We start from the raw sequence: 9884 nt of genomic DNA on the forward strand, positions 1-9884 counted from the left end.
AGAAAAATCCCGATTTTCGTGTCAATTCATCAACCACTACAGGTGCTCCGTTCTGGTAAAGCTGTGTTGGTGCTTCCAGTCCGTATCTGATCACTCTTTCTCCTTTATCATCATAGGTATGATACTGATAAACACCCGTGTTGTCATTATAGAATGCTTTCATACGATCCTGCTCATCCCAGTACATGTTTCTTACTCCGTTTACATCTTCATGCTTTACAACATTACCGTTATGATCATATTCAAATGCTTCTGTATTACCGGTTGAGCTGTCATCAACTTTATCCAGCTTATGCGTACTATCGATATAAGCATAATTGTTTTCATATGTATTTTCCGGAACAACAATCTGGTTTCTTTCATGATCATCAACTTTATCCAGCTTATGCGTACTATCGATATAAGCATAATTGTTTTCATATGTATTTTCCGGAACAACAATCTGGTTTCTTTCATGATGCTGAGCTTTCTTCGTAATTCCTCCCACTTTGTTATATTCCATTTTAAGCTTATACGTGGAATTTGCAAAATTAACAGATTGTACCGGCTGCTCTTCTTCTCCTATAATAGTTTCACTTGTGCCTGTACCCACCAATCTATTTAACGTATCATAATATAAATCAAACTGATAAGCTCCTCCCATGCCGTTCGCCAAAGGACTGGCTATATTTTTAATCTTTGTAATATTTGCAAAATCATCATATCCATATTCGTTCTGCAACATTGGGCTATTTGCAGGGCTGTATAGATTATAATTTTTCAATCTTCTGTTTTGTCCGTCATACAAATAACGTTGTGATGTTCCATTGCCGTATTTAATCATCAGACGCTGCTCATAATAATCATAGTCAATATTCTGAATATAAGTTTCCCCCTGATCATTATTTACGGATTTAAGATTTCCGCCTCTATCATAATGATAAGAAACAATCTCATCATCCGGATATTTGATCTTTGTGATACGGTTCCAGCTGTCATAGTTGAAGTATGTTTTAAAATACTTTTCAGGAATATTGTATCCACGCACCGCTCGCACTTCTGTAAGAACCTCGCCCATTCTTCCATAGGTATATTTTGTAGTTCCGGATCCGTCGTCTTTTACCCGAATTTTCCCTGCATTATTATTTGCTACCGTAGAAGGATAATATTCATAATAAACATTATTCGGATTTGGATCTCCGGAAGGTAAATCCGGTAATACAATTCCTGATAATCTGTTGTAATCATATTTATAGAATATGAAGTGAGTACTTATGCTTGAATCATTTACCAGATTATCTGTAGTCAATCTCACAAGATGTCCGGCCTGATCATATTCGTATTCCGTTTTCCCTTTATCAGGATGCTGCTGATGAATACGTCTTCCCACAATGTCATAATCATAGATTGTTTCTATTCCTTCGGGATCTCGTACTAAAGTAAGTTCTCCTAGAGTATTGTATTTAAAGTTGGTGCTCAATGGCTGATTATCTAAATAATCATCCTTCTGTACTATTTTCCCTTCTGCATTCGCATAGGATTCAGATTTTTCATTAGATTTTTCCTGTGTCGTTTTAAACAGATCACCATCAATATTATAGGTAGTAGTTGATACAACTCCATCTTCATCTGTTGCTAAGGTTATTCTATCCCGGCTATCATATACTGAAGATACAGAAGGTCCACCGTTAGCAGGATTAAGCGCCTGATTCGTCACACCTTCCATTACCGGATGATACTGCCGAATGCCTCTTCCCAGTCCATCATATATTATTCTTCCCGATACTGTTCTTGATTCGGATCCATACCAGTCAAAATCTTTTTTTGTCTGTATAATTCTACCCAGGAAGTCAGAATACGTATCCGTCATAATGGTATTTCCGGAACTTGCATATTCAGGATCGTAGTTTGAGGTGGACGCTCTGTAAAGCTTAATGGTAGCATCGTTGTTTGCAATACCTGCATGATCAAACCAGTATCTGTATTTTACTGTCGGTACCGTAGAACCGCTTGCAATTTCGTTTGGTCCCATGATCGTTCTCGTTCTTCCGAAACCGTCATATGTGAATACCATAGCATTTCCACCTGTATCTACTTTTCTTGTTACAACATCGAAAAGCGGATTGTAGGTTGCTGAAGATTTAATGTTGAAAACATCTTTTACTTCCAAGATATATTTTCCGGTCTCATTTGGTCCATCATCGTAAGTATAACTAATTGTATATCTCTGTAAACTTTCATTTGGCGGATAGGTAACTTTTGTCACATTTCCTGCAGCATTGTACAGAATATCTGTAGTAATATTATTAGTACCATCAAATACGGCATAGGTACCCACATCTCCGTTGTTCGGGTTGATATTGAGGGCTCTTCTTCTTCTCAATAATTGTGAATTGGTAGTTCCTTCATATACCTCAATAAGAGTAGGAACTCCAATAATATTATTATTAAGTGCCTGATAAGTAATATTGGTATTATAAGATGTAGAAGGGCTTTCATACTGATATTTTTCAACAAGACCTTTTGTGGTATATGTAAATTTCTCAGTTGTAACAATGCTTCCCCCAGATTCATAAGCTGTTTTTACTTTTTCATCCAGTAAAGCAACAGCCATTTTTCTACCTTCTCTACCACCACTGTCATAATTGAACGCTAAATTGGAATTCAGATTGATGAGTGTTGTATTACTCATGAATTTTCTCAATTTATAATTATACTTCACATCGGATAGAATACCACTACCGCCTACTACTGTCGTCTGATTCAGTAGCCCGTTTAACAAATACGAGTTATTGAAATACTTATCCGTGGTAGTTCTTACTGCTGAACCATTATTCATTTCCTGTTTAACAACAGTATCAAAACCAAAATCTTCTCTTTCCCGTCTGTCATATTTTCTGTTACGGAACTCATATGTGGTTTCCATCTTAGTTCCCTGATCTGTCGTATATTTTGCTGAAAACGCATCCGGCTCGAGGACACTTATATTTTTAACCACAAATTTAGCATACGGATTATCATAATTTGCTCTTGCCAATTTATAATCCAATAAATAGGTTCCTTTTGAGAAAGTATTGGTAATTGATTTTAATTTATTTGTTCTTCCAACCTGTGAGTAATTTACAATAAATCCACTATTTGTATCCTGAACTAAATCTGTAAATCCGTCACCGTTCATATCCTTGAATGCTTTTCTTGTTTCAGAAACGTTCATTCCTAGATTAACAGTTGCTCCGGCTCCGGCTTTAATCCAAAGAATTAATACTACCACAGGAGGAATAAGTGTAATAGGTCCCATACTAAACATATAGTCTCCTCCGAAAGAGAATGATCCGTTGAATGATCTTGTTTCATCTGCAAAATCAATATCTCCCCCGCTCTTCATCAGGGGTACTCCTGCAGCAAAGCGGTTTCCAAGGTTATACCTCACTGTAGCAGCTCCATTGGAAGCAACCTCAAGAATATCTATTAATCCGTCACTGTTTACATCTTCGTATACTACATCTGCCGTTCCTGTTGAAGCTCCCGCACTTACTCCTGCACTGATTCCAAAACCAAAGCTGGATAGCGCCCCAAAGTTAGCCGAAGATCCTAATCCGGCACCTAATGAAATACTGTAGCTCGCTTTCGGATGAGATTTATAAGTAATCATATTTTGGTAAGTTCCATCTCCTCCTAGACTTTTACCTAAATTCAAAGCAACTGTCATAGAAGGAGTATTTCCTCCTCTTACTCTATCAGGAAGTCCATCACCATTGATGTCCATCCAAAATCCTGAACCTGCATCATACGAATTATAATACTGATTAAGACTTGCACTTACTGATGCACTTCCTGACCATGGCATTCCTGTATCCGGTTTAGTAGATGTTCCGTTTTGTCCGTGTGCTCCGATTCTACCTGTTACCGGAGGACTATTATATGAGAAACCTGCTGAGTTACTCTTCATATAGCTTAAAGAATTCGTAGGATAATCACCATATGGAACAAGCTGAATATCTTCTAAACTTCCCGTAGAATTAGAAAGCTGCATTGATGAAGGATAAACCATATCAGGATAACCGTCTCCATTCATATCCGAGAAAGTCTGTGTTTCGATACTTGGCCCGTTAAGCGTCGTTTCCGAGTTTCCTCCACTTACAGGTCCTAAACTTCCTCCCAGCGTTTTATTATGTGAACCACTTCTTTGATCCCTGCTGATTGCCTTCATACTTGTATCCACTGAAAGCTGTCCTGAAGTATAAGTGGTTGGCGTTACAAGAGGAACCGTAGGAACAGGATCTGTAAAAAAGGTAACCTCATCATCTGTTTTGAAAGTTTCTGATGATGAGTATTGTTCAGGTCCTGAGCCTACCCAACGTTCTACTTTCTGTCTTCTGTATCTTATAAATTGAGGCTTCAGGGGAGATATAACCTGTGAAGCAGTATTGTTTCCTGCATTAGGATCAGGTGTCGTAGCTAAAATGCAATCGGCTAAAGCGTCATAATTATTTTGTAAATCCGGAATGTTTAAACAGGTAGAATAAGTATTCTGAGGAGTAGTTGGTGCTGCAAATTCTGACAAACTAATAGGCCATCCATACAAATAGTTATTATAAGCTCCCGGTTTATATAAAAATTGCCCCCAGTTATTAAAAAACATCGATTTCGTATTATACATGGCAGTATTTACTGCAGTTGCAGTTGTTGTACCATACATTGTTGCACCATCATAATAAATAGTGAATGGCTTTCCTGCAAAATAATCAGAATATTTATTAAACAATTCATAATCTCCGCCAGTCTTACAGTACACCTCAACTGTTACCAGATGATCCGTACCTAAAGATCCGAAGGTAGGATTCCCTGTAAAAAAGGTAATCGGAGAGAGTCCTGAAATATTTAAACCATCGATCATATTCTGTTCTATAAGTGTGCTGTTACCCGGGGAAACAAGAATTCTTCTTTTCGCAAGAACCTGATTTCCTTTCTTTATAATATAATAAAAGCTTCCTGTTGACAGAGTAGAAAAATTGGTAATATTCTTGTTAATCTGGATGCTAAAATCATGTGGTTCATTAAAGAAACCAATATGTGGAACAGCATAAATATCCAGTTTTGATTTTAACTTAGTAACTACAAAAGACGGATATTCAGGAATTCCTAACCATCCGACATCTATAGGTGTAGCACTGTATGCAACATTAGCATGGTAATTTACAAAAAGTTTATCACTCCAGTTAGTCCCAACAAAATTTGTAAAAGAGTCAGATTCCACAATGAATCTCAGATAGAACTTTTCGCCATTATTAACAGTCACGTTTAGTGTATGTGCCTGAGTTACTAAATTTGATGGGGTATAAGTTTCCGGTTGAATAAGTTCTACAATTGCTCCTGTGTTTACATTTTCAGTTACAATTCTAAATTTTATATCATCTGATAAATCGGGCAGCGTGAAAGATAATACTTGAATTGTAGCTGTCCCCGGAGCATCCAAAAGAATTGGTGCAATGGCATTATTTAAAAGGAAATTGCTTTCATAATTACCATTATTTAACTGAAACTGATCCTGTGACAATTCAAAAGTGTTCGGGATCTCATTTCCTGTAGCCTGATCCACGTAAGTAATGGTAGGGTTTGAAGTAACCGCTACGTTTTTTACTTTGTTTTTGTGCAGTCTCACATAAATTTTCTCACCACTTTTTACAAATAACCTGTCGGGATTATCAATACCATTCGGAATACCATAGTTGGGATCCATAGGAACAGACTGCATCTGAGTATAATAATCATTGTATCGGTTGATAACAATATTCTGAGGAGCATCTGTGGATAAAAGCTGTTTTAAATATATTCTTGTATTAACATAGTTAGGAGGTACACTCCCCTGCTGAGGGGTAGGATTTTTGATCTCTACGCCATAGTACATTTGATCTGATAAACTAGTAGATGGATCTGAAACAAATGTCGGTGCAATTGAAACATTATCTGTAAACTTGACGTATCCGTCTTTAGATGCCACCCATACTTTTACAATATCTCCAACATCCATCGGATCGGGTTCAGGTTCTCCCGGACAAGGATCCGGTACAGATCCGATATCCCCACACCATTTTATAGGAGCCTGTATAGCTTTCGCTTTTACAACCATGTTCTCCGTATATTCTGAATGCCTAGTCATGAAAGATGTATTGGCACCAAAATCAAACCTGTTGAACCAGACTTCTCCGTTATGTACAATATCCATCAGGCCATCTGAATTAGCATCAATCAAATAGGTTTTCGTAGAACCTTTGGTTGTAGAATTTGTTTCAGATTTACTGAAAATTATTGCTCCCATATCCCATCCTCTATTGCTGGTCTTCGTTTCGGTATAGGAAAAATCACCTCCGGTATAGTTTTCAATTGGCTTAGACTCTGAAAAACTTAATTTTCCCTGATCATCCAGTTTTCCGGATCTTAGAAGCAGTCCTCTATTCGGATTTCTGTAAATCATGTCCTGAATCCCATCTCCATTGAAATCTACCAGCTGTTGGGCATTTCTTGCTTTAGCAGTGGAGTTGCCAAAAGGGAATCCGAACATCAGATGTCCATAGGCTGCACTTGAGGGAGTGTAAAAATTTAATCCGGCAGCAATTCTTATATTGAGCCCTGTTTCGGTACTTATATTTCCATTGATCTTAGAAGGCTTGATTAAACTTGTTACAAAATCTGAGTAAGGTTCATCATTATACGCATTCTGAAAATTAATAGCAGTATCCGGTCCAAATATCTTTACACTGCCCGACCCATCTTTTACATCATTATAATAGTCGAAAGTATAGCTGTCGGAGATCTCGTTACATGTAGCCTCTATACCTCCAGGGCCGCCGCCATTGCCACCGGTTCCGTCGTCCATACCTCTAATGGGAGCCTTACTTGTTGATGTTTTGCTGTCCTCGGGTTCTTTATTTTCTTGAGCAGCTTTTGCAAGCGTTGTAGAGCACGGATTATTGGGAACTATATAAATTCTTTTCAAGAGCGTTTTATAGAATTCTCCGTTTATATAATCCATTTTATAGGTTCTGATAAGCTCGGTTTTGTATTTAACCTCAATATTCTTTAACAGAAAAGCATCCGATCTCGGAACTCCCTGTTTTGCATTGATATTGATATCTTGTCTGGTAATACTTGTTTCTTTATTGAAGTTTACACTATAATCTTTATTTTTTCCATATTCAATTTTCTTAATCTGGAAAAAGGCTCCTGATGCAAATTCATTATAGTAAGTAAATTCCATTTTATTGCCATGCGCATCTTCTACCATACGGAGTCCCCAGTGAACAACTCCTCCCGAGCCCGAAAGCATTGAATCTGATGAGCCTCCATAGTATCTTTTGGTACCATCAGTAGAGGTTACTTTCCAGGTATAATTACTTGGAGCTGTTCCTATTCTTTCAATAAGTGTAAAGTCATGATTTTTTCTTAAATAGAACTGTTTTTTTGTACCATCATTAGGATTGGTATAGTCAGATCTGTTCTGTTTTTCGGTAGTAATAGCAGTATTGCTTTCGTTCATATCATTATGTCTGTGAGGAAGATATTCGTTTGGATACACAAGCATTTCTCCGTCTAAAGAATAAAGCTCTGTTTCTTTTCCGTCATTAAAAACCGGCGTCCCCCATCTTGTATCCACGGTAATAGAAGATAATCCGTTGATATTCCAGCCATCTCCCATCCAGCTATTTCCTCCTATACTGCTGTAGCCTATTGATAATGAAGGCTGAAGTCCTCCCAAACCAGCAGGAACACGAATCGGATAGTTGGCGCTTGCATCTCCTTTCTGTGTAGCCGTAGGAATATCCATCAATTGTAAGCCTGCCGTAGGATCTGCGGCTTTCAATCCGCTGATGCTTGTAGGGGTAAATGCCTCAAGCTGTGAAGACTCAGGAACCGAAATCACTCCATTAATATAATCGGTATCACCTTTTGTCTCTACTGTAATTACTTTTTTCTCCGTATCTACTTTACTGCTAGGATCAACTTTCCATTTTTTTGATGTGTAATCGAAATAAAAAGCTTTCAGTTCTTTTACAGATCTTGCGCCTAATTTCTTTTCATCGTATGGAAAAGAGAAAATCATATTTTTTGTAAATTCTCCTGAACGGTTTTCCAAACGGTATGCGCCGGAGTTTACAGTCATGCTTTTAATTTCTCTGGAAACAGCAGGATAATCTTTTTTCCTAAGCTTTAAAACCTGAACCTGAGCATTATTTTCTACGGAATTTTTTTCAATCGTAATGGTTGAATTTTCGTACCTTTCCGTATATTCTGCGTCCTTTGAAATATTAATGACAAGAGGAGTAAATTTTTCTTCACTCAATGTTTTGAATGAAGATTTACTCTCAGGAATTTTATATTCTCTCGCTCCGTTTGCATCGGTAATAGACACAAAACCTTTTGCTTTATCTGTGTCTGTAAGCTCAATTAAAGTTTCATATTCACCTTTTACAGACGAAACCGGTTTATCTTTAACAAGTACAGATCCGCTTTCAAAACCTTTAATATAAAGCTTATTGCCTGATAACAAAGATGAAGTATGATCGGAAGGTTTAAGATTATTCTCAAAAATAATTTTTACATTTTGTACCTTATATTTTACTCCATTCAGAGAAGAGGTAAATAGAATTGTATTTTTTCCTTTTTCTAAAGAATTTAAAGAAATTTCTTCTTTCTGAGTGCTCCATTTACTGCTTGCAACAATAATGTTTCCTCCGAAAGCAATATTTTTATTAATTGATCTTGAAACTGAATTATAAGAGTCCAATCCGAAAAGATCATACACCAAATATGCCTTTATATTCTGCTTTATTATTTCAGGAATAGTAATGGTAAAGAAGTTATCGGATGCATTGTCGGATTCATCATCAGAAAATTCGCCAATAGTCCCCTGCTTTTCTTCGGAATCAAAAATATTGTCTAAATTTTTACTTTCCGGCCATATAGTATTCGAAATAATTCCTGTTCGGATATCATCTCTATTTGCTTTTCCAATAATTTCAGGATTCGTGTGTTCAGGCTTCTTTTTTTCTGAACTTTCTGTTGAATCTGTATCTTTTGTTGTGGAATGATAGATATATTTATCCGTAATCCGAAGTTTGAAAGCCCTGACTTTCTGCAGGTCTTCTTTGGTAAAACCTGCAAAGACAAACATGCAGGCAAAAAAGCACAACAGCAGGACTGACTTCTTGGTAAAAGGAAGTCGTTTTCTGAATATTTTCATGGTATAAGTTATTCTACGATTAGTTTGAAAGTTTTTATGATTTTCCCGTCCCGGGTGAGATTGACCAGGTATGAACTCTGGATCGGCAGGTGATTGACATACGATCTTGCATTACTGCTTACTTTATCCAGAGCAACAAGCCGCCCGCCACTGTCATAAATAGAAATGATCAGGTTTTCCATCGGCGGAAAAACGACGGTGAAATTCTGGTCTTTCTTTACCGGGTTTGGATACAGGGCAATCTTCGTAAGATCCAGAGAAAGATCTTTTTCGTTATATAAGGTTCCTGATCTCGGATCCTGATTTGGCGTACCGGGTTTAATGTCTTTTACAGGGCTTACCGCAAAAGTGAAAGACGTTTTGTCTACCGTATCAAAGGCATCTAAGAATTCCACTTTATTAAATACAACAAAATTGCCATTTTCAACCCCCGAAATTTTCTTAATATCACCATTGTCCTTTTTAAGCAGCATCCAGTATGAAAGCGGCAGGGAACGCGGGTTAACAGTTTCCTTGACAATTCTTACCTGATAATCTGTTTTGGGAATTTTGTTTCCGATGAAACTGATTTCCCAGTTTCTTTCCAGAACATCAAGATCACTTTGAGGCTTTAAAGAAATTGCCTTATCATCATCAGACCACATCACAAAGTTATTATTGTCAA

Annotated in this window: 2 protein-coding genes; both read right to left on the minus strand. The window is 37.2% G+C overall.

What is annotated here, in order from left to right:
* The coding region (locus ASE55_RS19645; protein WP_131726119.1) for a SpvB/TcaC N-terminal domain-containing protein at window positions 1–9220 on the minus strand (9220 nt) is incomplete at its 3' end.
* 8 nt (window positions 9221–9228) lie between these two features.
* Window positions 9229–9884 (minus strand): T9SS type A sorting domain-containing protein (locus ASE55_RS19650; protein ID WP_131726120.1); only part of this gene is annotated, 656 nt, incomplete at its 5' end.

Origin of the sequence: Chryseobacterium sp. Leaf201, assembly GCF_001421435.1 — a bacterium.
Taxonomy (GTDB): domain Bacteria; phylum Bacteroidota; class Bacteroidia; order Flavobacteriales; family Weeksellaceae; genus Chryseobacterium.